Raw genomic sequence first — 24463 nt, 5'->3', positions numbered from 1 at the left:
ACGCCTTGATTCGTCTGCTGAAATTTTTCGGTTGGTCCATCGTCGCCGTTTTCTGCGGACTGCTTTTAGGTCTCAGCGGCGCGTTTCTTTACCTTAGTCCGGGTTTGCCGTCTGTGGAGGCTCTGCGAAGCATTCAGTTGCAGATTCCGCTGCGGGTCTACTCCAGCGACAACAAGTTGATCGCAGAATTTGGCGAAATGCGCCGTACACCGATCCGTTTCGCCGACATTCCCCCCAATTTCATTAATGCGTTACTAAGTGCTGAAGACGACAATTTCGCCAACCACTACGGCGTCGATCCGAGCAGCCTGATGCGCGCCGCGACCCAACTGGTCAAAAGCGGACACATTCAGTCCGGCGGCAGCACCATCACCATGCAGGTGGCGAAGAACTTCTTCCTGACCAGCGAACGCAGCTTCTCGCGCAAAACCACCGAAATTCTTCTGGCCCTGCAGATCGAGCGGCAGCTGACCAAGGACGAAATCCTTGAGCTGTACGTGAACAAGATCTATCTGGGCAACCGCGCCTACGGCATCGAAGCGGCGGCGCAGGTGTATTACGGCAAGTCGATCCGCGATGTCAGCCTGGCGCAGATGGCGATGATCGCCGGCCTGCCGAAAGCGCCGTCGCGCTTCAACCCGCTGGCCAACCCGGCGCGCAGCAAAGAGCGTCGCGACTGGATCCTCGGGCGCATGTACAAGCTCGGCAAGATCACCGAAGCGGACTACACCGCCGCGATCAACGAGCCGCTGAACGCCAGCTATCACGTGCCGACCCCGGAAGTGAATGCACCGTACATCGCCGAGATGGCCCGCGCCGAAATGGTCGGCCGCTATGGCAGCGATGCCTACACGGAAGGTTTCCGCGTCACCACCACGGTGCCGAGCAACCTGCAGGAAATGGCCAACACCGCGCTGCACGAAGGCCTGATGACCTACGACCAGCGTCACGGCTACCGTGGCCCCGAGTCGCGCCTGCCGGGCAAAACCCGCGAGGCCTGGGCCAGCGAACTGACCAAACAGCGCACGATCAGCAGCCTGGAGCCAGCCATCGTTACCCAGGTCGACAAGAACGGCTTGCAAGTGCTGACGCGCACTGGTGAAGAACACGTTGCCTGGGACACCATGAAATGGGCCCGACCGTTCCTTAACACCAACAGCATGGGCGCCACTCCGCGTCAGCCGTCGGATGTCGCGCAGGTCGGCGATCTGGTTCGCGTGCAGCGTCAGAAAGACAATTCGCTTAAGTTCAGCCAGATCCCGCAGGCACAAGGTGCGCTGGTGTCGCTGGATCCGCAGAACGGCGCGATTCGCTCGCTGGTCGGCGGTTTCGCCTTCGAACAGAGTAACTACAACCGCGCAATGCAGGCCAAGCGTCAGCCGGGCTCGAGCTTCAAGCCGTTCGTCTACAGCGCTGCGCTGGATAGCGGCTACACCGCTGCCACGCTGGTCAATGACGCGCCGATCGTGTTTGTCGACGAGTACCTGGACAAGGTCTGGCGCCCGAAGAACGACACCAACACCTTCCTCGGCCCGATCCGTCTGCGTGAGGCGCTGTACAAGTCGCGTAACCTCGTATCGATCCGCTTGTTGCAAGCAATGGGCGTAGGCAAGACCATCGACTACATCACTCGCTTCGGCTTCAACAAGCAGGATCTGCCGCCAAACCTGTCGCTCGCACTGGGTACCGCAACGCTGACGCCAATGGAGATCGCCACCGGCTGGAGCACGTTCGCCAACGGCGGCTACAAGATCACCCCGTACATCATCGACAAGATCGAAAGCCGCAATGGCGACACGCTGTTCGTCGCCAACCCGCCAACCGTGCCTCAAGGTGGTTCGGCGACGGACGGCATTGCAGCGTCGGAGACTCAATCGTTCACGGTCAATGCCGCGCCGGTTCCGGGTGAAGCGCCGGGCAACGCTGCCGTACCGCAAGCGCCAGCCGTGGCCGAGCGCATTGTCGACGGTCGTACCACCTACATCCTCAACAGCATGTTGCAGGACGTGATCAAGCTCGGCACCGGCCGTCGCGCGCTGGCCATGGGTCGTAGCGATATCGCCGGTAAAACCGGTACCACCAACGAATCGAAAGACGCGTGGTTCTCCGGTTACAACGCCGATTACGTGACCACGGTGTGGACCGGCTTCGACCAGCCGGAAAGCCTCGGTCGTCGCGAGTTCGGTGGCACCGTGGCGCTGCCGATCTGGATGAATTACATGTCGGCCGCGCTGAAGGACAAGCCGCCGCATGTTCAGCCTGAGCCGGAAGGTTTGCTGAGCCTACGCGTGGATCCGGTCAGTGGTCGTGCGGCGACACCAAGCACACCGGGCGCGTACTTCGAACTGTTCAAGTCTGAAGACACGCCACCGTCGGTGAATGAACTGGGCAACGGCACTGCGCCGGGCAGCCCGTTGCCGGCGGATGAGCAGGCGCCGATCGATTTGTTCTGATCCAGCGTCACTGAAAAGCCCCGCCTTCGTGAGAAGTGCGGGGCTTTTTTATGGCTGAAGATCAAGAGCCCCTCACCCTAGCCCTCTCCCAGAGGGAGAGGGGACTGACCGAGTTGTCTTGCGCTTTACATCGACCTGAGAGAGCTGTGTCGATTATGGATTCAAAACAATACGTTCAGGTCGGCGTAACTCCCGAACATCCCCAATCAGTCCCCTCTCCCTCCGGGAGAGGGTTAGGGTGAGGGTTGCTTTTGACTCACAAAAAAACCCCGACTCTCACGAGCCGGGGCTTTTGTTTGAAGCGCTACAACGGCTTAGCCGTTGAACACGTCATCCACGCTTTTCAGCGGGTAGTTCTTCGGATACGGCAGGGTTGCCACGCCGGTCTCGATTGCCGCTTTGGCCACAGCGTCGGAGATCAGGGTGATCAGACGCTTGTCCATTGGCTTCGGAATGATGTATTCACGGCCGAATTCCAGCGGAGCGCCACCGTAGGCGTCGCACACGTCCTGAGGAACAGGCAGCTTGGCCAGTTCACGCAGGGCGTTGGCGGCAGCCACTTTCATTTCTTCGTTGATGCGCTTGGCGCGAACGTCCAGGGCACCACGGAAGATGAACGGGAAGCCCAGTACGTTGTTGACCTGGTTCGGGTAATCCGAACGGCCGGTGGCCATGATCACGTCGCTACGGGTGGCGTGCGCCAGTTCCGGGGAGATTTCCGGATCCGGGTTCGAGCAGGCGAACACGATCGGGTTGGCCGCCATCGACAGCAGGCCTTCAGCGCTCAGCAGGTTCGGGCCGGACAGACCGACGAACACATCAGCGCCTGCCAGAGCATCAGCCAGGCTGCGCTTCTCGGTGGCGTGAGCGAATACCGCTTTGTACTGGTTCAGGTCGTCACGGCCGGAGTGGATCACGCCGGTACGGTCAACCATGAAGATGTTTTCGATGCGTGCGCCCATGCTCACCAGCAGTTTCATGCAGGAGATGGCCGCAGCGCCGGCGCCCAGGCAAACAATCTTGGCTTCTGGCAGGGTTTTGCCAGCGATTTCCAGGGCGTTGATCATGCCCGCAGCAGTTACGATCGCAGTACCGTGCTGGTCATCGTGGAATACCGGAATGTCGCACTGCTCGATCAGAGCACGTTCGATCTCAAAGCACTCTGGCGCCTTGATGTCTTCCAGGTTGATGCCACCGAAGGTGATGGAGATGCGTTTTACGGTGTCGATGAAGGCTTGCGGGCTTTCGGAGTCGACTTCGATGTCGAAAACGTCGATGCCGGCGAAGCGCTTGAACAGTACGCCTTTACCTTCCATCACTGGCTTGGAAGCCAATGGGCCGAGGTTGCCCAGGCCGAGAATCGCGGTGCCATCGGAAATGACTGCAACCAGGTTGCCCTTGCCGGTGTATTTGTAGGCCAGTTCAGGATCGCGGGCGATCTCACGCACTGGTTCAGCTACGCCGGGGCTGTACGCCAGCGACAAGTCGCGAGCGGTAGCAGTGGCCTTGGTGAGCTCGACACTCAGCTTCCCTGGACGAGGATTGGCATGATATTCGAGAGCGGCAGTTTTCAGATCAGACATTTTGGCATTCCGCTTTTTACTGTTGGACAGACTGGTCAGCGAGGATACGCGCCTCGCAAAGTCCCCACAAGACTGAGCGGTCACCCCTGTCAAGCGCCCTGCCCTACGACTTTGGGCCAAGAGCCACGGCGCACAAGGGCTTGACTGTTCACAATCGAAAGAAAAAATGTCTACAATTTTTCTTCAGCGCGGTGTTTGCAACATCGAAGGATCCGTCAACGGAAGTAGCCAGCGCGACTGACCGGATTGCAATCCACCACGCCGGGAACGATCAACGATCCAGCCGCGAGCCTCGATCTGCTTGCCTTTGAGCGCCTGCAAACGGGCATTGTCGAATTGTCCGACCAGATTGGGTGCAACGCGCAATACAAACGCATCCTGCAACTCGATCCAGATTCCGCCACGATTGCGCTGAACCTTGCTCACACGCCCACTGATCACGGCGAAACCCGAGCGCTGGATCTGCTCCGCTTTCAGTACAGGCGACTGCCGCCAGAGGCCCAGCCCGGCCTTTCGCGCACTGCGTTCGGCGGCTTGCTGGCAGGCAACAAGATCGACATTCGGCGCAACGGCGACCTGGAAACCCAGGCCATCGGCGAGCATTTGCGCTTCGAGATTGGCGCCGCTGGCGCTGTAAATATGCGCGAGCGTACGCCCGTAATGGTCTTTGGCTTGCTTGCCGGGCTGCAATCCGACCCGACCGCCACTGGCATCGACCAGCGCTTGCAGGCGTTTGCGTGCCGCTACAGCAAACGGTTCGTCGCTGCGGCCCTGCTTGCCCAGTTCAGGTGTGTTGAGGCCGATCATCCGTACGCTGCGACCATCGCTCAGGCGCAGCGTATCGCCATCGACCACACGCTGCACGACGACGCTGGTCAGTCCCGAAGGCGCCGGGCAAAAGGCCTGAGCGCCGGAAAGCCAAATCGCAGACACAAAAAAGGCGCCCGCGAGGGACGCCTTTTTCAGCAACGAGGAAAAGCCCACCGGGCCCTTCAACCTTACTCTGCAGCAGCAGGTTTCTTGCCGAAAGCACCGAAACGGTCTGCGAAGCGCTGAACGCGGCCGCCAGTGTCCAGAGTCTTCTGCTTACCGGTGTAGAACGGGTGGCATTCGTTGCAAACGTCGATTGGCAGAGCTTTGCCGAAAGTCGAACGAGTTTCGAACTTGTTGCCACAGCTGCAGGTAACAGCGATGACTGGGTAATTCGGGTGAATATCAGCTTTCATGGTGTCTTCCTCAGCTAGCGTGCCGCCACCCAACACTATTGTTGAATACCGCACGTAATTAGGCCGCGGATTCTACCAGACCTTTTCAAACACGCAAGCTGTCACCGAGACCGACCGTCTGCTAGGCTCCCGGCCCATTGCGCGATTATGTGCCTAGCCCTACCGCCTGTTTATAGAGATCCCCCCGCGTGCCCGACGCCATTCTGCGCCTCGCCCTGCCTTCGCCCCTGCGCCGCCTGTTCGACTATCGGGCGCCGGCCGGCGTGCTGCGCGAGCAATTGCAGCCGGGCATGCGCCTGCGGGTGCCGTTCGGTCGGCGCGAGATGATCGGCATTCTGGTCGAGGTCACCGACACCAGCGAAGTGCCGGTGGAGAAACTCAAACCGGCGCTGGCCCTGCTTGATGCCGCAGCGCCGCTGCCACCCGCGCTGTTCAGGCTGTGCCTGTGGACGTCGCAGTATTATCAGCATAGCCTCGGCGACACCCTGAGCTGGGCGTTGCCGGTGCTGTTGCGGCAGGGCGAACTGGCTGAAGCTCGACAGGAACGTTTCTGGTCGATCACTCCCGGCGCCAGCCTTGATGACCCGCGCATTGCCCGCGCCCCGCGCCAGCGCGAAGCACTCGCGACCCTGGCCCAGCACCCGCACGGCGTCGCCCATCAGTTGCTGAGCAAATTGATGCTGAGCAAAGACAGCCTTGATCTGCTGCTGGCGAAAAATCTGGTGCAAGTGGAAATCCGCCGCCACGCACCCGGCGCGCGCCATGAGCACTGGCTGGCGCAACCGGAATTGCCGCTGAACACCGAACAGCGCGCCGCCTACGAAGCAATTCGCGCCGGTTTCGACAGCTATCACGCGTTCCTGCTGGCCGGCGTCACCGGCAGTGGCAAGACCGAAGTCTATTTGCAACTGATCCGCGAAACCCTCGAAGCCGGCAAACAGGCGCTGGTGCTGATCCCGGAGATCAACCTCGGCCCGCAGACCCTGGCGCGTTTCGAGCAGCGCTTCAACGCGCGCATCGCCCTGCTGCATTCGGCGGTCAATGACCGCGAGCGCCTGGACGCGTGGCTCGCTGCCCGCGATGGTGAGGCCGACATCATTATTGGCACCCGCTCGGCGCTGTTCACGCCGATGAAAAACCCCGGACTGATCATCATCGATGAAGAGCACGACGGCTCTTATAAACAGCAGGAAGGTTTGCGTTATCACGCGCGCGATCTGGCGCTGGTGCGTGCGCGCCAGGAAAATATCCCGATCGTGCTAGGTTCCGCGACGCCATCGCTGGAAAGTCTGCACAACGCCTACACCGGTCGTTACGGGCTCTTGCGTCTGAACGAGCGCGCCGGTGGCGCCAAGCAGCCGCGCTTCCTGCGTCTGGATGTGAAAAGCCGTCCGCTGGACAGCGGTATTTCCGGGCCGATGCAGCAAGCCATCGGCCAGACGCTGGCGAATGGGCAACAGGTGCTGGTGTTCCTCAACCGTCGCGGTTTCGCACCGACGTTGCTCTGCCACGACTGCGGCTGGATGTCCGAGTGTTCACGTTGCGATGCGCGAATGACCGTGCACCAGCGTTACGGCGAATTGCGCTGCCACCATTGCGGTTACGTCGAACGCACGCCGCGCCAATGCCCGAAGTGCAACAAGGTTGATTTGCGCCCCGTGGGCGCCGGCACCGAACGCGCCGAAGAGCGACTGGCGATTCTGTTCCCCGATTACCCGGTGCTACGGGTCGACCGCGACAGCACGTCACGCAAAGACGCGATGAATCAGTTGTTCGCGACGATCCAGAAGGGCCAGCCGTGCATTCTGGTCGGCACGCAAATGTTGGCCAAGGGGCATCACTTTCCGCGAGTGACACTGGTGTCGATCCTCGATGCTGACGGCGGCTTGTTCTCCGGCGACTTCCGCGCCAGCGAGCGCATGGCGCAGTTGATCGTGCAGGTGGCCGGGCGTGCCGGGCGAGCAGAAGAACCAGGCAAGGTGATCATTCAGACGCACCTCGCCGACCATCCTTTATTGGTGCAACTCACCGAACAAGGCTATTTCGCCTTTGCCGAGCAGGCCTTGAGCGAGCGCCGGGCCGCCGGACTGCCGCCGTTTGCGCATCTAGCGCTGTTGCGTGCCGAAGCGCACAAGCCGGGGCAGGCAGAAGGTTTTCTCGATGAGGCGTGCAGCGAGGCTGAGCGCTTGCTGGCCGAGCAGAATCTGAGCGGGATTGAATTGCTTGGACCAGTGCCGGCACCGATGGAACGCCGCGCAGGCCGATATCGCGCACAGTTGTTGTTGCAGGCGACGGCGCGGGCGCCCCTGCACCGGTTGTTGGCGAGCTGGTTGCTGGTGCTGGAGCAGATGCCGAGCGGGCGCGCGGTGCGTTGGTCGCTGGATGTCGATCCCGTCGATTTGTACTGAAGATCACAAGATCGCAGCCTTCGGCAGCTCCTACAGGAAAATGCGTATCCCCGTGTAGGAGCTGCCGCAGGCTGCGATCTTTTGATCTGAATGTCACCACATATCCATAAGCTGCCTGCTAAGGTTGGCAAGCCCGTCTTCGCAACGGATAATGCCCAGTTTTTCCACCCGCGCATCGATGCGCCCGCCGCGCTTGCGGTCGAAAGAGAAGACCATGAAAGACACCATTCGCCAGCTGATCCAACAAGCCCTCACCCAACTCGTCAACGAAGGTGTGTTGCCTGAAGGCCTGACGCCGGCGATTCAGGTGGAGAACGCCCGTGACAAGACCCACGGCGACTTCGCCAGCAATATCGCGATGATGCTGGCCAAGCCTGCGGGCATGAAGCCGCGCGATCTGGCGGAAAAAATCATCGCCGCGCTGCCGGCTGACGAAAACGTCACCAAGGCCGAAATCGCCGGCCCGGGCTTCATCAATTTCTTCCAGAACACTCAGGCACTGGCTTCGCGCCTCGACGCTGCATTGGCTGATGCCCATGTTGGCGTGCGCAAGGCTGGCCCGGCGCAGCGCACCGTGGTCGACCTGTCGGCACCGAACCTGGCCAAAGAGATGCACGTTGGCCATTTGCGTTCGACCATCATCGGCGACGGCGTGGCCCGCGTTCTCGAATTCCTCGGCGACGAAGTGATCCGGCAGAACCACGTCGGCGACTGGGGTACCCAGTTCGGCATGCTGATGGCCTATCTGCAGGAAAACCCGATCACCAGCGACGAGCTGTCTGACCTGGAAAACTTCTACCGCGCCGCCAAACAGCGTTTCGACGAGTCCGCAGAATTCGCCGACCGCGCCCGTGGTCTGGTGGTCAAGCTGCAGGCCGGCGATGCCGAGTGCCTGGCGCTGTGGACCAAGTTCAAGGACATCTCGCTGTCGCACTGCCAGAAGATCTACGAACTGCTCAACGTCAAACTGACCATGGCCGACGTGATGGGCGAAAGCGCCTATAACGACGACCTGATCAACGTCGTCAACGACCTGAAAGCGGCCGGCATGCTGGTCGAGAGCAACGGCGCACAGTGCGTGTTCCTCGACGAGTTCAAGAACGCCGACGGCGACCCGCTGCCGGTGATCATCGTCAAGGCTGACGGCGGTTACCTCTACGCCACCACCGACCTGGCGGCAGTGCGCTACCGCAGCGGCAAGCTGAAAGCCGATCGCGCGCTGTACTTCGTCGATCAGCGTCAGGCCCTGCACTTCCAGCAAGTGTTCGCCGTGGCGCGCAAGGCTGGCTTCGTGACCCATCCGATGGAAATGGAGCACATGGGCTTCGGCACCATGAACGGCGCCGATGGCCGTCCGTTCAAGACCCGTGACGGCGGCACTGTGAAGCTGATCGACCTGCTCACCGAAGCGCAGGAACGCGCCTACAACCTGGTCAAAGAAAAGAACCCGGAACTGGCTGAAGACGAACTGCGCAACATCGCCAAAGTCGTCGGCATCGGCGCGGTGAAATACGCCGACCTGTCGAAGCACCGCACCAGCGACTACAGCTTCAACTTCGACCTGATGCTGAACTTCGAAGGCAACACCGCGCCGTACCTGCTTTACGCTTACACCCGCGTCGCTGGTGTGTTCCGCAAGCTGGGCAAGGACTTCAGCGAAGTCGACGGTCAGATCGTTCTTGAAGCCGAGCACGAGCAAGAGCTGGCGGCGAAACTGGCGCAGTTCGGCGAAGTGCTGAACAACGTGTCCGACAAGGGCACGCCGCACATTCTCTGCACCTACCTGTACGACGTTGCCGGTCTGTTCTCCAGCTTCTACGAGAACTGCCCGATCCTCGCCGCCGAAACCCCGGCCCAGATGCAGAGCCGTCTGCGCCTGGCCGCGCTGACCGGCCGCACCCTCAAGCAAGGCCTGGAGCTGTTGGGTCTGGAAACTCTGGAGCGTATGTAAGTTGGCTGCCAAGAAAAAACCTGCACCCAAGCGTGGCGCCAGCCGTTACCAAGCTCCTGCGAAGCAACCGATCCCGGGTTGGCTGTGGATGGCCATCGGCCTGACGGTCGGCGCGTTTATCGTGTTCCTGATGAAGCTGGAGCCGGGCAAGGGCAGCGACACGGTCAAGCGTGAGAAGGTCGAACAGGCGCAACAGCAGAAAGCGTCGAAGATCGCTGAGGCCAACAAGACCCCGCCAAGCCCGACTCAGCCGGTGAAACCGAAGTACGACTTCTACACCTTGCTGCCGGAATCGGAGGTGATCGTGCCGCCGGACGCCGTGCCGGAGAAGACCTTGCCGACGCCACAAGTGCCGGCCATCCCGACTACGCCAGTGACCCCGGCGGAAGCGGCGAAGATCGACACCGCGCGCGCTCAAGCGGCGTTGGCCGGGATTACCCCGCCGCCAGCGCCACCGGTGAGCAAAGCGGCGCCGGTGACCAAGTTCTTCCTGCAGGCCGGTTCGTTCCGCAAGGAAACCGATGCCGACAAAGTCCGCGCGCAGATCATTCTGCTCGGTCAGGCGGTGGCGGTTGAATCCGGCACAGTGAAGGATGAAACCTGGTATCGCGTACTGGTCGGCCCGTTCAGCAACCGTGAACAACTGACCACGGCCCAGAAACAACTGGCCGGCGCCGGCTTCAGCAACCTGTTGTTACAACAACGCCAGAGCCGCTGATTCCACCAGTAGTACCGCGTCATCGTTCATTCGCGAGCAGGCTCGCTCCCACAGGATATGCGCTGTCCCTGTGGGAGCGAGCCTGCTCGCGAAGGCGTCATAACCAGCACAAGATAATTCTGATCTGCCCTGCGCCGTTCGTCCCTCCGCACCCTCCCCGGTTGAAATCCTCTCCAGCACCCCCATATGAATGGGCATAAGGCACTTTCGCCCCGCTGTGTGGAGACTCTTCCCTTGACCACCATCGTTTCAGTCCGCCGTCACGGCAAAGTCGTCATGGGCGGCGACGGCCAGGTTTCTCTCGGCAATACCGTGATGAAAGGCAACGCGAAAAAAGTCCGTCGCCTGTACCACGGCCAGGTCATCGCCGGTTTTGCCGGTGCCACCGCCGACGCCTTTACCCTCTTCGAACGTTTCGAAGGCCAGCTTGAAAAACATCAGGGCCACCTGGTACGCGCCGCTGTCGAACTCGCCAAAGAATGGCGCACCGACCGCTCCCTGAGCCGCCTCGAAGCCATGCTCGCGGTCGCCAACAAAGACGCTTCCTTGATCATCACCGGCAACGGTGACGTGGTCGAACCCGAAGATGGCCTGATCGCCATGGGTTCCGGCGGCGCCTATGCGCAAGCCGCGGCCAGCGCGCTGCTGAAAAAGACTGACCTGTCGGCCCGCGAAATCGTCGAGACCGCTCTCGGCATCGCCGGCGACATCTGTGTATTCACCAACCACACTCAGACCATTGAGGAGCAGGATCTCGCTGAATAAGCCTGACGCGGCCCTGTGCCACGGCTTGTTTCTGCTTGAGGACCGTCAATTATTATGTCCATGACTCCCCGCGAAATCGTCCACGAACTCAACCGCCACATCATCGGCCAGGACGATGCCAAGCGCGCCGTCGCGATTGCCTTGCGCAACCGCTGGCGCCGCATGCAGCTGCCTGAAGAGCTGCGTGTTGAAGTGACCCCGAAAAACATCCTGATGATCGGCCCGACCGGTGTCGGTAAAACCGAGATCGCCCGTCGTCTGGCGAAACTGGCCAACGCGCCGTTCATCAAGGTCGAAGCGACCAAGTTCACCGAAGTCGGCTACGTCGGCCGTGACGTCGAATCGATCATCCGTGATCTGGCCGACGCCGCGATCAAGATGCTCCGTGAGCAGGAAATGACCCGCGTTCGCCATCGCGCCGAAGACGCTGCCGAGGATCGCATCCTCGACGCACTGCTGCCGCCGGCCCGCATGGGCTTCAGCAATGAAGAAGCGCCAAGCAGCGATTCCAACACCCGTCAGCTGTTCCGCAAGCGCCTGCGCGAAGGTCAGCTGGATGACAAGGAAATCGAAATCGAAGTCGCCGAAGTGGCCGGCATCGAGATCGCCACGCCGCCCGGCATGGAAGAGATGACCAACCAGTTGCAGTCCTTGTTCGCCAACATGGGCAAGGGCAAGAAGAAAGCGCGCAAGCTCAAGGTCAAAGAAGCGCTGAAACTGGTGCGCGACGAAGAAGCCGGGCGTCTGGTCAACGAAGAAGAGCTGAAAGCCAAGGCGCTGGAAGCGGTTGAACAGCACGGCATCGTGTTCATCGACGAAATCGACAAAGTCGCCAAGCGCGGCAACGTTGGCGGCGCTGATGTGTCCCGTGAAGGCGTACAGCGCGACCTGCTGCCGCTGATCGAAGGCTGCACTGTCAACACCAAACTGGGCATGGTCAAAACCGACCACATCCTGTTCATCGCCTCCGGTGCGTTCCACCTTAGCAAGCCGAGCGATCTGGTGCCTGAGCTGCAAGGTCGTCTGCCGATCCGCGTTGAACTGAAAGCGCTGAGCCCGTCGGACTTCGAACGCATCCTCAGCGAACCGCACGCCTCGCTCACCGAGCAATACTGCGCGCTGCTGAAAACCGAAGGCCTGAACATCCAGTTCCAGCCCGAAGGCATCAAGCGTCTGGCGGAGATCGCATGGCAGGTCAACGAGAAGACCGAGAACATCGGTGCCCGTCGTCTGCACACGCTGCTTGAGCGTTTGCTCGAAGAGGTGTCGTTCAGTGCCGGCGATCTGGCCAGCACCCACGATGAGAAGCCGATTCTGATTGACGCCGAATACGTCAACAGCCACCTCGGCGAATTGGCGCAGAACGAAGACCTGTCCCGCTACATTCTGTAGAGCGGCAAGCTCCAAGCTGCAAGCGACAAGCTGCGGGCTGAGTTAAGCTTGCAGCTTGTTGCTTGTAGCTCAGGGCTGTTTTTATGATTCCCACCGACATCAAACTGCACAAAGCCTCGAAAACCCTGACGCTCACTTACGCGTCCGGCGAGGAATACACCCTGCCCGCCGAATTCCTGCGCGTGCACTCCCCCTCCGCCGAGGTCCAGGGCCACGGCAAACCGATTCTGCAATTCGGCAAGATCAACGTCAGTCTGAGCAAACTGGAACCGGCCGGTCACTACGCACTGAAACTGACCTTCGACGACGGTCACGACAGCGGCTTGTTCACTTGGGAATATCTCTACGAGCTGGGGCGACGCTATGACGCACTCTGGGCCGATTATCTGGCCGAGCTCAAAGCCGCCGGAAAAACCCGCGATCCGAACGAGTCGATCGTCAAGCTGATGCTCTAGTCCGAGCCTTGCGCTCATTAGAGGGCATTTTCTAAATTCATCTGTTTGAATGCTCCGCTGTATGGCCGAGGATCGGCCTGCTTGCGAAAAAAATTAAACTCGGGTAACCAATGGAGCTGGCAAGTTCCCTGCAGTGCTCTACGACTGTAAAGCAGCTATGCAGAATTAACGGTCACCCGAGCAGTAGTACCTGGCATTGGCTGTGGAACTGCACAGCAGAAAACCGGGTACTCGTCTCAGGACAATGGAGCGTCGTAGATGAGTAACAAGAATAACGATGACCTGAAGTACCAAGCCTCGGAAAACACCCTGGGGCTTAATCCCGTCGTTGGGCTACGCGGAAAGGATCTGCTGGCCTCTGCTCGTATGGTGCTGAAACAGGCCATCAAACAACCGATCCATAGCGTCAGGCACGTCACCCATTTCGGCCTCGAACTGAAGAACGTGTTGTTTGGTAAATCCGAACTGCAACCGGCTGGCGATGACCGTCGCTTCGCCGATCCTGCGTGGAGCCAGAACCCGCTCTACAAACGTTATCTGCAAACTTACCTGGCGTGGCGCAAGGAACTCCACGCCTGGATCGATGACAGCAGCCTGTCACCCAAAGACATCGCGCGCGGTCACTTCGTCATCAACCTGATGACCGAAGCCATGGCCCCGACCAACACTGCCGCCAACCCGGCAGCGGTGAAACGCTTCTTCGAAACCGGCGGCAAAAGCCTGCTCGACGGCCTCTCCCATCTGGCCAAGGATCTGGTACATAACGGCGGCATGCCGAGCCAGGTCAACATGGGCGCGTTCGAAGTCGGCAAGAGCCTCGGTGTCACCGAAGGCGCGGTGGTGTTTCGCAACGACGTGCTGGAGCTGATCCAGTACAAGCCGATCACCGAGCAAGTCCACGAGCGTCCATTGCTGGTGGTGCCGCCGCAGATCAACAAGTTCTACGTATTCGACTTGAGCCCGGACAAGAGTCTGGCGCGCTTCTGCCTGCGCAATAACGTGCAGACGTTCATCGTCAGCTGGCGCAACCCGACCAAGGCGCAGCGCGAGTGGGGCCTGTCGACCTATATCGATGCGCTGAAAGAAGCCGTCGACGTGGTCACCGCAATCACCGGCAGCAAAGACGTGAACATGCTCGGCGCCTGCTCCGGTGGCATCACCTGCACCGCCCTGCTCGGCCACTACGCGGCGATCGGCGAGAAGAAGGTCAATGCCCTCACGCTGCTGGTCAGCGTGCTCGACACGACGCTGGACAGCGACGTCGCCCTGTTCGTCGACGAGCAGACCCTGGAAACCGCCAAGCGCCATTCGTATCAGGCCGGCGTGCTCGAAGGCAAAGACATGGCCAAGGTCTTCGCGTGGATGCGTCCCAACGATCTGATCTGGAACTACTGGGTCAACAACTACCTGCTCGGCAACGAGCCGCCGGTGTTCGACATCCTGTTCTGGAACAACGACACCACACGCTTGCCCGCCGCGTTCCACGGTGACCTGATCGAGATGTTCAAAAACAACCCACTGATCCGCCCGAATGCACTGGAAGTGTGCGGCACACCGATCGACCTCAAGCAGGTCACGGCCGACATCTTCTCGCTGGCCGGCACCAACGACCACATCACGCCGTGGAAGTCCTGCTACAAGTCGGCGCAGTTGTTCGGTGGCAAGGTGGAATTCGTGTTGTCGAGCAGCGGGCATATCCAGAGCATTCTGAACCCGCCGGGCAACCCGAAATCGCGTTACATGACCGGCGAAGAAATGGCCGCGAATGCCGATGAGTGGCAAGAGAACTCGACGAAGCACACCGATTCCTGGTGGCTGTACTGGCAGGCGTGGCAGGCCGAGCGCTCGGGCAATCTGAAAAAGGCCCCGCTGAAACTGGGCAACAAGGCGTATCCGGCGGGTGAAGCATCGCCGGGCACTTACGTACATGAAAGATAGCGGCAAGCCACAAGCTACAAGCCGCAAGCTGAGCAGGTTCTGCTTGAAGCTTGCGGCTTGTGGCTGCTCCACTCTAATTCCAAGGGCCTGAAGCATGCCGCAACCGTTCATATTCCGTACCGTCGATCTGGATGGCCAGACCCTCCGCACGGCGGTACGCCCCGGCAAGCCTCACTTGACGCCCTTGCTGATTTTCAACGGCATCGGCGCCAACCTGGAGCTGGTGTTTCCGTTTGTCGCGGCGCTGGACCCAGATCTGGAAGTGATCGCCTTCGACGTGCCCGGTGTCGGCGGTTCCTCGACGCCGAATCGGCCGTACCGCTTTCCCGGGCTGGCCAAGCTGACCTCGAGGATGCTCGATTACCTCGACTACGGTCAGGTCAATGTCATCGGCGTGTCGTGGGGCGGCGCACTGGCGCAGCAGTTCGCCTACGACTACCCGGAGCGCTGCAAGAAACTGGTGCTGGCGGCGACCGCGGCCGGTGCCGTGATGGTGCCGGGCAAACCGAAAGTGCTGTGGATGATGGCCAGTCCGCGGCGCTACATTCAGCCGTCCCACGTGATCCGTATCGCCCCGCTGATCTACGGCGGCTCGTTCCGTCGCGACCCGACCCTGGCGGCCAGCCACGCGGCGAAAGTCCGTTCGGCGGGCAAGCTCGGTTACTACTGGCAGCTGTTTGCAGGCCTCGGCTGGACCAGCATTCACTGGCTGCACAAGATCCATCAGCCAACCCTGGTGCTGGCCGGTGACGACGATCCGCTGATCCCGCTGATCAACATGCGCATGCTCGCCTGGCGCATTCCCAACGCCCAACTGCACATCATCGACGACGGTCATCTGTTCCTGATTACCCGCGCCGAAGCGGTGGCGCCGATCATCATGAAGTTTCTCCAGGAGGAACGTCAGCGCGCGGTGATGCATCCGCATCCGACACCGCTCGGCGGTTAACATCGGCGGCAGGCTTTATGCAGGCCTTTGGCAAAGAGTGCGTGGCAGGACGCCGCGCAGGCAGCAACCCGCAACAGCGTCTATGGTGTTCTGGTTCGGTGAGTTTGTTTTTGGCCTGAAGACGAAGGAGTGTTGAGTCATGCGCGACAAACCAGCGACGGGCGTAGTGCCCAGCCCCGCCGTGTTCATCAACGCACAAAGTGCGATTACCGGCCTGCGTGGGCGGGATCTGATCTCGACCTTGCGCAGCGTGGCGGCTCACGGTTTGCGCAACCCGATCCACAGTGCGAAGCACGCCTTGAAACTTGGCGGCCAATTGGGCCGCGTGCTACTCGGCGAAACCCTGCACCCGACCAATCCGAACGACAGCCGTTTCGCTGACCCGGCGTGGAGCCTCAATCCGTTCTACCGGCGCAGCCTGCAGGCGTATCTGGCCTGGCAGAAACAGGTCAAAAGCTGGATCGATGAAAGCAACATGAACGATGACGATCGCGCCCGCGCGCACTTCGCCTTCACCTTGTTCAACGACGCTGTGGCGCCATCGAACACCTTGCTCAACCCGCTGGCGGTCAAGGAGCTGTTCAACTCCGGCGGGCACAGCCTGGTGCGCGGCCTCAGTCATTTGTTCGATGATCTGCTGCACAACGACGGGTTGCCCCGTCAGGTGACCAAACAGGCTTTCGAGGTCGGCAAGACCGTCGCCACCACCACCGGTTCGGTGGTGTTCCGCAACGATCTGCTTGAGCTGATCCAGTACCGACCGATGAGCGAAAAGCAGTACGCCAAGCCGCTGCTAGTGGTGCCGCCGCAAATCAACAAGTACTACATTTTCGACCTGAGCCCGCACAACAGTTTCGTCCAGTACGCGCTGAAAAACGGTCTGCAGACCTTCATGATCAGTTGGCGCAACCCGGATGTGCGCCATCGCGAATGGGGCCTGTCGACTTACGTCGAGGCGGTGGAAGAAGCGATGAACATCTGCCGGACGATCACCGGCGCCCGCGAAGTCAACCTGATGGGCGCCTGCGCCGGTGGCCTGACCATCGCCGCCCTGCAAGGCCATTTACAGGCCAAGCGGCAACTGCGGCGGGTTTCCAGCGCGACTTATCTGGTGAGCCTGCTCGACAGCCAGATCGAAACCCCGGCCACGCTATTCGCCGATGAACAGACCCTTGAAGCCGCCAAGCGCCGTTCCTATCAGAAAGGTGTGCTCGACGGTCGCGACATGGCCAGGATCTTCGCCTGGATGCGCCCCAATGATTTGATCTGGAGTTACTTCGTCAACAACTACCTGTTGGGCAAAGAGCCGCCGGCCTTCGATATTCTCTACTGGAACAACGACAACACGCGCCTGCCAGCGGCATTTCACGGTGACTTGCTGGACTTCTTCAAGCACAACCCGCTGACTCATCCGGGTGGGTTGGAAGTGTGCGGCACGCCGATCGACCTGCAAAAAGTCACCGTCGACAGCTTCAGTGTCGCCGGTATGAACGACCACATCACGCCATGGGATGCGGTGTATCGCTCGACCTTGCTGCTCGGTGGCGAGCGGCGCTTTGTGCTGTCCAACAGCGGCCATGTGCAGAGCATCCTCAACCCGCCGAGCAACGCTAAAGCCGCGTACGTCGAGAACGCCAAGATGAGCAGCGACCCGCGCGCCTGGTACTACGACGGCAAGCATGTCGACGGCAGTTGGTGGCCGCAGTGGCTGGAGTGGATACAGCAACGCTCCGGCGCCCAGCACGAAACCTCGTTCACCCTCGGCAACCCGAACTATCCACCGATGGAGGCAGCGCCCGGTACTTACGTGCGTGTGCGTTGACGCTTAACCGAACTTTTCTAAGAAGACTGGATGAAAACCCGCGACCGGATTCTCGAATGTGCTTTGCAACTGTTCAACGAAAAGGGCGAGCCGAACGTCTCCACCATGGAGGTGGCCAACGAAATGGGCATCAGCCCCGGCAACCTCTACTACCACTTCCATGGCAAGGAGCCGCTGATTCTCGGGTTGTTCGAACGCTTCCAGAATGAACTGGCACCACTGCTCGATCCACCCTCGGATGTGGAACTGGCGCCGGAGGATTACTGGCTGTTTTTGCATTTGATTGTGGAGCGGCTGGCGCAGTACCGCTTCCTGTTTCAGGACCTGTCGAACCTCGCCGGGCGCTTGCCGAAACTGGCCAAGGGCATTCGTCATCTGCTCAATGCGCTGAAGCGCACGCTGGCGTCGTTGTTGGCGCGATTGAAGGCTGCGGGGCAGTTGGTCAGTGATACGCAGGCGTTGGGGCAGTTGGTGGAGCAGATCACCATGACGTTGCTGTTTTCGCTGGATTATCAGCGGATTCTTGATCGCGAAGGCGAAGTTCGTTTGGTCGTGTATCAGATCATGATGCTGGTGGCGCCGCATTTGCTGCCGCCGGTTAAGGTCGCCACGGAGCGGATGGCCCTGCAATACCTTGAAGATCACGACTGAAATCAAAAGCCCCTCACCCTAGCCCTCTCCCGGAGGGAGAGGGGACTGATTGGGGGGTTGCTCAAGAGTTACGCTGACCTGATCGTGCTTTACCGAATCCATAATCGACTCGATCGTTCAGGTCGACGTACGACGCAAGACACCTCGGTCGGCTCCCTCTCCCTCCGGGAGAGGGCTGGGGTGAGGGTAAGCTTTTAAAAAACACAAACAAAAACGCCCGACCTTCACAGGCCGGGCGTTTTGTTTTGCCCTGAAGAATCAGGACTGACTGGTTGGCGTCGACGGGGTCGATGCAGCAGTCGGGGTTGCCGCCGGAGTCGGTGCGGCGGCGGAGTTCGACGCGCTGACCGGAGCTGCCGGGGTGGCAGGTTTGGCTGCAGCAGGTGCTGCTGGCTTCGGCGCTGCGGCTTTCGGCGCGGCCGGTTTTTTCACCGCTGGTTTCTTCGCGGCTGCCGGTTTGGCCGCAGGCTTGGCAGCCGGCTTGGCGGCAGCGGTTTTCGCTGCAGGCTTGGCGGCTGGTTTCGCTGCAGTTTTGGCTGCAGTTTTGGCTGCAGGCTTAGCGGCCGGTTTGGCTGCGGTTTTGGCGGCAACAGGTTTGGCGGCTGCTTTGGCTGCTGGCTTGGCGGCAGCGGTTTTGGCTGCTGGCTTGGCCGCTGCTTTTACCGCTGGTTTAGCGGCAGCTTTAGCCAATGGCTTGGCAGCGGATTTTGCCGCTGGTTTGGCCGCTGCGGTTTTCGCCGCCGGTTTTGCCGCAGCGGTTTTCGCCGCTACAGGCTGAGCCTTCAGACCGGTAAGTTTTTCGATCTGTTTGGTCAGCGTGTCGACCTTGCTGTTAAGTGCCTTGACCTCATTGCGGCTCGGTACACCGAGGCGCGAAATCGCGCTGTTCAGGCGCTTGTCGAAAGCCCCTTCCAGCTCGTCCCACTTGCCCAGTGCGCGATCTTTCACGCCGCTGATGCGCGACTTGGCCGAAGAAGCGGAGTCCTTGGCGGCATCGACTTTTTTGCCGACTGCGGACTTGGTGAGCTTCTCGGCTTTCTCGCCGTCTTTGACCAATGTATCGAAGAGCTTGCTGCCGTCAGTGTCGATCTTCGAGTACACGCCTAAACCAGCCAGCCAGATTTTGCGGGAGTAGTCTTCGACTTTCCCGATCCACGAGCTGCCTTCTTTATCGGTGTTCTTTTTACCAGCCATCCCGTTCTCCTTAAGATTTACGCGCGACGCGTTCGAGCAATGCCGTCAGCTCATCGAGCTTAGCAGAGAGTGTCTCAACGTCATGTTTAGACGGAATGCCGATACGATTCAAGGCGCTTGCTACGCGGGAGTCGAACGCCTTCTCGACCTTGTCGAGCTGAACTTCGACGCGACCTTTGAAAGAACTCACTTCACCCTTGGCTTCATCGATCTCGGCGTTGGCCGCTTCGAGTTTTTCGGTGACGGCTTTTTTGCCTTTCTTTTCAACAGTTTGACCAGCCTTGATCAACTCTTGAAAGTACTCGCTGCCCTCTTGGCCGACCTTGGCGTAGGCACCCAGGCCTGCCAGCCAGATCTTGCGGGCATAGGATTTGACGTCGCTCAGAGCAGTTGTCGAAGCGTCGATTTTTTTCTTCAAAATTACTTTGGCCATGGTGCACCTCACGCGCAGAAGGTTTGAGGAACTGCCCGCGAAAGTGTCGGGCTCAGGCACAAAGTAGGCAGAAAAATTAGAAACGGCACCCTAACAACTGACATAAACAGCAGGAGCACCACAGAACAAATGTAGGAGTGAGCCTGCTCGCGATAGCGGTCTGTCAATCAACATTCCAGTGACTGACAGACCGCTATCGCGAGCAGGCTCACTCCTACAGGGGATCGCGTTTCAAGCGGGAATCAGACCAACGCTTTATCGAGGGCCTTCTCGATCTCGGCTTTGATCATGCCGCTCATGGCCGACATCATGATGCCCAGTTCCACATCGACCTTGATCGAATCGTCCGCCACATGCACCGCGCCTTTCACGCCCGAGCGCTTGAGGTTCAGGGTGTCGCCGGACCATTGCGGCTCCAGGCCATATTGCTCGGAGAGTTTTTGCGCCAGTTTGTCGGCCTTCTCGCGGGCGGCTTCCTTACCCAGGTTGTGGGCACGCTCAACACTGATTTTGGCCATTGCATGACTCCTGATTTTTAAATGTATGTCGGTAAATCTTGACCGCCGCTGCGGCAAATCGTCCCGAAGGTTGCCCATCTTACCTTTAGCCATTCCAAGACAAAGCATGGCTTGGGGATTAGAATGTCGCGCATTCTCTTTTGGTGACAGCGATATGACTGATCAGCGCAAAGGCAGCGATGCCGAACCCACCACTCACTTCGGCTTCAAAAACGTTCCGGAAAGCCAGAAAGCGGAAAAAGTCGCTGAGGTTTTCCACTCGGTAGCCGCCAAGTACGACCTGATGAACGACCTTCTGTCGGGCGGCATGCACCGTCTGTGGAAGCGTTTCGCGATCGAACTGTCGGGCGTGCGCAGCGGTAACCGTGTGCTGGACATCGCCGGCGGTACCGGTGACCTGACCAAAAAGTTCTCGCACCTGGTCGGCCCGACCGGTCAGGTGGTCTTGGCTGACATCAACGAATCGATGCTCAAGGTCGGTCGTGACCGCCTGCTGGATCTGGGTGTCGCCGGCAACGTCGAATTCGTTCAGGCGGACGCGGAAAAACTGCCGTTCCCGGACAACCATTTCGACTGCGTGACCATCGCCTTCGGCCTGCGCAACGTGACGCACAAAGAAGACGCCCTGCGCTCAATGCTGCGCGTGCTCAAGCCTGGCGGTCGCCTGCTGGTGCTGGAATTCTCCAAGCCGACCAACGCGCTGATGTCGAAAGCCTACGACGCTTACTCGTTCGCCTTCATGCCGCTGATGGGCAAGCTGATCACCAATGACTCGGAAAGCTATCGCTACCTGGCCGAATCGATCCGCATGCACCCGAATCAGGAAACCCTGAAGTCGATGATGGTCGACGCCGGTTTTGACCGCGTGACCTATCACAACATGACCGCAGGCATCGTCGCCCTGCACCGTGGCATCAAGCCCTGATGTTGCTCACCGGGCTGCTCGCCAGCGTTGAACTCGGCCTCAACCGGGTGCTGCGTCTCGACAGCACGGCGCTGCCGCGGCTGGCGCATTTGACCGGCAAGGTAATTGCTGTCGACTGCCGCAGCCCGGCGCTGCAACTGTTCATATTGCCGAGCGACGAAGGTTTGATGCTGGCCTCGCACTGGGAAACCGCTGTCGACTGCACCCTGCGTGCCCCGGCCTCGAGCCTGATCAAACTGGCCGTGAGCAAAGACAAGACCGCGGTGTTGCATGCCCCGGAAGTCGAGCTCGATGGCGACAGCGGTGTGCTGCTGGAGCTGGCCGGTGTGCTGCAGGATCTTGAGCTGGACTGGGAGTACGAACTCTCGCGCTGGCTCGGCCCGGTCGCCACGCAACTGGTCGGTGGCCATCTGCGCAGCCGCGCGCGCTGGTATCAACAAGGATTTGCCAGCCTCAACCAGAACCTCGCCGAATACCTCGCCGAAGAATCGCGCACCCTCGTCGGGCAGCGCGAAGCCGAAGCGCGGTTCAGCGAACTGGACCGGATCAAACTTGATCTGGAACGTCTCGAGGCGCGTTTCGAGCGCCTTTCCCGATTCCTCGACCCAAGCGATAACGCATGAAGCTGCTCGCCGTCCGCCGTCTGCTGCGCATCCAGCGCGTCGTGATCCGCTACCGCCTCGATGACCTGCTGTTCGATCTGCCGTTGCCGTGGTTCCTTCTGGCGCTGCGCTATGTGCTGCCGTGGCGCTGGTTCCCGCGCAAGCCGCTGGATCTGAGTCGGGGTGCGCGTTTGCGCCTGGCGTTGCAGGATCTCGGGCCGATTTTCATCAAGTTCGGGCAGATTCTTTCGACCCGCCGCGACCTGCTGCCGGAAGACATCGCCGATGAGCTGATGCTGTTGCAGGACCGCGTGCCGCCGTTCGACTCGCAACTGTCGATCAAGCTGATCGAAGAACAGCTGGGCAAGAAGATCAGCGACGTGTTCAGCCGTTTCGACGTCGAACCGCTGGCCTCGGCCTCGGTGGCGCAAGTGCATGCCGCGCAGTTGAAAACCGGCGAAGAAGTCGTGGTCAAAGTGATCCGCCCGGGCCTGAAGCCGATCATCGCGCAGGATCTGGCGTGGCTGTTCATCCTCGCCCGCGCCGCCGAAAAGCTCTCGGCCGACGCGCGTCTGCTGCACCCGGTCGACGTGGTGCAGGACTACGAAAAAACCATCTACGACGAATTGGATCTGCTGCGCGAAGCGGCCAACGCCAGCCAGTTGAAGCGCAACTTCGAAGGCTCGCCGCTGCTCTACGTGCCGCAAGTCTATTGGGACTGGTGCCGGCCGAAAGTGCTGGTGATGGAGCGTATCTACGGCATTCAGGTGACGGATCTGGCGACCCTCGCCGACCAGCGCACCGACATGAAAATGCTCGCCGAACGCGGCGTGGAGATCTTCTTCACTCAGGTGTTCCGCGACAGTTTCTTCCATGCCGACATGCATCCCGGCAACATCTTCGTCAGCACCGTCAATCCGTGGAGCCCGCAATACATTGCGATCGACTGCGGCATCGTCGGCAGCCTGACCCCGGAAGACCAGGATTATCTGGCGCGCAACCTGTTCGCCTTCTTCAAGCGTGATTACCGCCGCGTGGCGCAATTGCACATCGACTCGGGCTGGGTGCCGGCAGAAACCAAACTCAACGAATTCGAAGCGGCGATCCGCACCGTGTGCGAGCCGATCTTCGAAAAACCGTTAAAAGATATTTCATTTGGCCAGGTGCTGATGCGCCTGTTCCAGACCGCACGGCGCTTCAACATGGAAGTGCAGCCGCAACTGGTGCTGCTGCAAAAGACCCTGCTGAACATCGAAGGCCTCGGCCGTCAGCTGTACCCGGATCTGGATCTGTGGAACACCGCGCAGCCGTTTCTCGAACGCTGGATGCGCGAGCGCGTCAGCCCGAAAGCCTTGCTCGGCAACGTGCAGAGCCAGTTCGAACAACTGCCGCACCTGGCGAATATGGCCCGCGATCTGCTCGAACGCATGTCCCAGCCACACGCTTACGACCCGCCGCCACCGTGGCATAAACGCAAGGACGACTGGTTCCTGCGCCTGCTCGGTTGCGCGCATCTGGCCGGCGGGGTGATCCTCGCCCTCGGTGGCCCGCTGCACGAATTGGGGCATTGGCCGGCGGGAATCATGGTGGCAGTCGGCTTGTATCTGGTCGTTCGCCGATAGCACGAATCAGCTGCAAGTTATAAGCTGCGAGCTGCAAGCCTGACGTTACAGGAACACCGCAATCTGCTTTTACTTGCAGCTTGAAGCTCAACGCTCGTAGCTGCGTTTCGGGAATTGAAGATGAAAAACTGGCTGGACGAGATCAAGTGGGACGCTGATGGCCTGGTGCCAGCGATTGCCCAGGATCACAAGACCGGACGCGTGCTGATGATGGCCTGGATGAACCGCGAAGCGCTCGAACTGACCGCTGCGGAAAACCGTGCAATCTACTGGTCACGTTCCCGTGGCAAGCTGTGGCGCAAGGGCGAAGAGTCCGGCCATGTACAGACCTTGCATGAGATGCGTCTGGACTGTGACGCCGACGTGATCATCCTGATGGTTGAACAGATCGGCGACATCGCTTGCCATACCGGCCGTCAAAGCTGCTTTTACCGTGTCTTCGAAAACGGCGACTGGAAAACCGTCGACCCGGTTCTGAAAGACCCGCACGCTATCTATTCCGCAGGACACAAACATGAGTGACACCCTGACCCGCCTGGCCGAAGTGCTCGAAGAGCGCAAAGGCGCAGCCGCCGACAGCTCGTATGTGGCTAGTCTGTATCACAAGGGTTTGAACAAGATTCTGGAGAAAGTCGGCGAAGAGTCGGTCGAAACCATTATTGCCGCCAAGGATGCCGCCATCAGCGGCGACTGCAGCGACGTGATCTACGAGACCGCTGACCTGTGGTTCCACAGCATGGTCATGCTCGCCCAACTGGGGCAGCATCCGCAGGCCGTGCTGGATGAACTGGATCGCCGCTTCGGTCTGTCCGGACACGTCGAGAAAGCCTCGCGTCCGTCCGCCTGAACAACTTTTAG

The 24463-nt window shown here is 60.1% G+C and carries 23 protein-coding genes; 16 read left to right on the top strand and 7 right to left on the bottom strand.

What is annotated here, in order from left to right:
• The first annotated feature begins 8 nt into the window (after positions 1 to 8).
• Positions 9 to 2453: a penicillin-binding protein 1A gene (locus U6037_RS01965; RefSeq protein WP_416221715.1), complete on the top strand. Its 2445-nt coding sequence runs from the start codon at positions 9 to 11 to the stop codon at positions 2451 to 2453.
• Positions 2454 to 2767: 314 nt separating this feature from the next.
• Here the strand turns inward: U6037_RS01965 and U6037_RS01960 are convergent, their stop codons facing one another.
• From U6037_RS01960 to rpmE, 3 genes are all read right to left on the bottom strand, one after another.
• On the bottom strand, positions 2768 to 4036 hold the full coding sequence (locus U6037_RS01960) for a malic enzyme-like NAD(P)-binding protein (RefSeq protein WP_090280412.1): 1269 nt from the start codon (positions 4034 to 4036) through the stop codon (positions 2768 to 2770).
• Between the two features lie 183 nt (positions 4037 to 4219).
• On the bottom strand, positions 4220 to 5020 hold the full coding sequence (locus tag U6037_RS01955) for a thermonuclease family protein (protein ID WP_322845617.1): 801 nt from the start codon (positions 5018 to 5020) through the stop codon (positions 4220 to 4222).
• Positions 5021 to 5034: 14 nt separating this feature from the next.
• Positions 5035 to 5262 (bottom strand): 50S ribosomal protein L31, encoded by a 228-nt coding sequence (gene rpmE / locus U6037_RS01950; protein ID WP_016984589.1) that lies wholly within the window; start codon positions 5260 to 5262, stop codon positions 5035 to 5037.
• A gap of 188 nt (positions 5263 to 5450) precedes the next feature.
• On the opposite strand from rpmE, the gene U6037_RS01945 reads away from it, so the two are divergent.
• Positions 5451 to 7670: a primosomal protein N' gene (locus U6037_RS01945; protein WP_322845616.1), complete on the top strand. Its 2220-nt coding sequence runs from the start codon at positions 5451 to 5453 to the stop codon at positions 7668 to 7670.
• Positions 7671 to 7763: 93 nt separating this feature from the next.
• Here the strand turns inward: U6037_RS01945 and U6037_RS01940 are convergent, their stop codons facing one another.
• Positions 7764 to 7886: a hypothetical protein gene (locus U6037_RS01940; RefSeq protein WP_256579857.1), complete on the bottom strand. Its 123-nt coding sequence runs from the start codon at positions 7884 to 7886 to the stop codon at positions 7764 to 7766.
• Between U6037_RS01940 and argS the strand changes: the two genes are divergently transcribed.
• The 9 genes from argS (at position 7885) to U6037_RS01895 (ending at position 18311) form a co-directional block, all read left to right on the top strand.
• Positions 7885 to 9621 carry an arginine--tRNA ligase gene (argS, locus tag U6037_RS01935; RefSeq protein WP_322845615.1) on the top strand — a complete coding sequence of 579 codons (1737 nt, stop codon included), beginning with the start codon at positions 7885 to 7887 and terminating at the stop codon, positions 9619 to 9621. The genes U6037_RS01940 and argS overlap by 2 nt on opposite strands.
• A 1-nt stretch (position 9622) precedes the next feature.
• Positions 9623 to 10339 carry an SPOR domain-containing protein gene (locus U6037_RS01930; RefSeq protein ID WP_007909385.1) on the top strand — a complete coding sequence of 239 codons (717 nt, stop codon included), beginning with the start codon at positions 9623 to 9625 and terminating at the stop codon, positions 10337 to 10339.
• 234 nt (positions 10340 to 10573) lie between these two features.
• Positions 10574 to 11104 carry an ATP-dependent protease subunit HslV gene (hslV, locus tag U6037_RS01925; protein ID WP_003186641.1) on the top strand — a complete coding sequence of 177 codons (531 nt, stop codon included), beginning with the start codon at positions 10574 to 10576 and terminating at the stop codon, positions 11102 to 11104.
• Positions 11105 to 11158: 54 nt separating this feature from the next.
• On the top strand, positions 11159 to 12496 hold the full coding sequence (gene hslU, locus U6037_RS01920; protein ID WP_064388878.1) for an ATP-dependent protease ATPase subunit HslU: 1338 nt from the start codon (positions 11159 to 11161) through the stop codon (positions 12494 to 12496).
• An 83-nt stretch (positions 12497 to 12579) separates the two neighbouring features.
• The gene (locus U6037_RS01915) at positions 12580 to 12951 is read left to right on the top strand and encodes a DUF971 domain-containing protein (protein WP_322845614.1); all 372 of its coding nucleotides are present in this window, start codon (positions 12580 to 12582) and stop codon (positions 12949 to 12951) included.
• A 258-nt stretch (positions 12952 to 13209) separates the two neighbouring features.
• Positions 13210 to 14889, top strand: coding sequence for a class II poly(R)-hydroxyalkanoic acid synthase (gene phaC, locus U6037_RS01910; RefSeq protein WP_093430071.1), 1680 nt, complete (start codon positions 13210 to 13212; stop codon positions 14887 to 14889).
• Between the two features lie 94 nt (positions 14890 to 14983).
• The gene (phaZ, locus tag U6037_RS01905; protein ID WP_034152967.1) at positions 14984 to 15838 is read left to right on the top strand and encodes a poly(3-hydroxyalkanoate) depolymerase; all 855 of its coding nucleotides are present in this window, start codon (positions 14984 to 14986) and stop codon (positions 15836 to 15838) included.
• Between the two features lie 139 nt (positions 15839 to 15977).
• On the top strand, positions 15978 to 17660 hold the full coding sequence (gene phaC, locus U6037_RS01900; RefSeq protein WP_322845613.1) for a class II poly(R)-hydroxyalkanoic acid synthase: 1683 nt from the start codon (positions 15978 to 15980) through the stop codon (positions 17658 to 17660).
• A gap of 30 nt (positions 17661 to 17690) precedes the next feature.
• Positions 17691 to 18311, top strand: coding sequence for a TetR/AcrR family transcriptional regulator (locus U6037_RS01895; RefSeq protein ID WP_038360043.1), 621 nt, complete (start codon positions 17691 to 17693; stop codon positions 18309 to 18311).
• 258 nt (positions 18312 to 18569) lie between these two features.
• Here U6037_RS01895 and U6037_RS01890 read toward each other — a convergent pair whose 3' ends face one another.
• The 3 genes from U6037_RS01890 to U6037_RS01880 all read right to left on the bottom strand — a co-directional run bounded on the left by U6037_RS01890 (position 18570) and on the right by U6037_RS01880 (position 20456).
• Positions 18570 to 19505, bottom strand: coding sequence for a phasin family protein (locus U6037_RS01890; RefSeq protein ID WP_322845612.1), 936 nt, complete (start codon positions 19503 to 19505; stop codon positions 18570 to 18572).
• Positions 19506 to 19515: 10 nt separating this feature from the next.
• Positions 19516 to 19938 (bottom strand): phasin family protein, encoded by a 423-nt coding sequence (locus U6037_RS01885; RefSeq protein WP_322845611.1) that lies wholly within the window; start codon positions 19936 to 19938, stop codon positions 19516 to 19518.
• A 242-nt stretch (positions 19939 to 20180) separates the two neighbouring features.
• A complete protein-coding gene (locus U6037_RS01880) occupies positions 20181 to 20456 on the bottom strand; it encodes a polyhydroxyalkanoic acid system family protein (protein WP_122599417.1) in 276 nt (91 codons plus the stop codon).
• Between the two features lie 154 nt (positions 20457 to 20610).
• Here U6037_RS01880 and ubiE point away from each other — a divergent pair, with 154 nt between their 5' ends.
• From ubiE to U6037_RS01855, 5 genes are all read left to right on the top strand, one after another.
• A complete protein-coding gene (gene ubiE, locus U6037_RS01875) occupies positions 20611 to 21381 on the top strand; it encodes a bifunctional demethylmenaquinone methyltransferase/2-methoxy-6-polyprenyl-1,4-benzoquinol methylase UbiE (RefSeq protein WP_008080626.1) in 771 nt (256 codons plus the stop codon).
• Positions 21381 to 22004 (top strand): SCP2 domain-containing protein, encoded by a 624-nt coding sequence (locus U6037_RS01870; RefSeq protein ID WP_322845610.1) that lies wholly within the window; start codon positions 21381 to 21383, stop codon positions 22002 to 22004. Before ubiE ends, U6037_RS01870 begins: the two co-directional genes overlap by 1 nt.
• Positions 22001 to 23605 (top strand): ubiquinone biosynthesis regulatory protein kinase UbiB, encoded by a 1605-nt coding sequence (gene ubiB, locus U6037_RS01865; protein WP_016984603.1) that lies wholly within the window; start codon positions 22001 to 22003, stop codon positions 23603 to 23605. The genes U6037_RS01870 and ubiB overlap by 4 nt, the downstream gene beginning before the upstream one ends.
• A 120-nt stretch (positions 23606 to 23725) precedes the next feature.
• Entirely contained in the window at positions 23726 to 24127 is a 402-nt protein-coding gene (gene hisI / locus U6037_RS01860) for a phosphoribosyl-AMP cyclohydrolase (RefSeq protein ID WP_007909357.1), read from the top strand.
• The gene (locus U6037_RS01855) at positions 24120 to 24452 is read left to right on the top strand and encodes a phosphoribosyl-ATP diphosphatase (RefSeq protein ID WP_007909355.1); all 333 of its coding nucleotides are present in this window, start codon (positions 24120 to 24122) and stop codon (positions 24450 to 24452) included. Before hisI ends, U6037_RS01855 begins: the two co-directional genes overlap by 8 nt.
• Positions 24453 to 24463 lie beyond the last annotated feature (11 nt).

It is taken from the genome of Pseudomonas sp. B33.4 (assembly GCF_034555375.1).
Lineage (GTDB): Bacteria > Pseudomonadota > Gammaproteobacteria > Pseudomonadales > Pseudomonadaceae > Aquipseudomonas.
The sequence above is the reverse complement of the archived record's forward strand: the minus strand, read 5'-3'. Positions and strand labels throughout refer to the sequence as shown.